1 pseudogene is annotated in these 272 nt (G+C 66.2%); it reads left to right on the plus strand.

The features are described 5' to 3' along the window. Nucleotides 1–103 precede the first annotated feature (103 nt). A pseudogene (locus tag AB3X96_RS42830) lies at nucleotides 104–272 on the plus strand (IS66 family transposase); the annotation flags it as partial.

Here is a 272-nt window from a genome sequence, read left to right on the forward strand (position 1 = left end):
GCAGCGCATCGGCGCGGACGGCGTGATCCGTGTCGTTTGAGGACGTTCGGGACGTATACGGTCGCGCTTTCGCGCTCTCCGGGGTTCTGGCAGACTCGTCTGCATGGACCTGCCCGCCGACCTCAACGCTCTTAGCCCGGAACAGCTGCGTGCGCTCGCCACGCAACTGATTGCGCGCGTCGAAGACCGGGACAGGGAGATCGAGGAGAAGACCCGGGAGGTCGGTGAGAAGGAGCGGGAGCTGCGCTACCGGCAGACCCGCATCGACCAGT

Source organism: Paraburkholderia sp. BR13439, assembly GCF_040948805.1.
Classification (GTDB): domain Bacteria; phylum Pseudomonadota; class Gammaproteobacteria; order Burkholderiales; family Burkholderiaceae; genus Paraburkholderia; species Paraburkholderia youngii.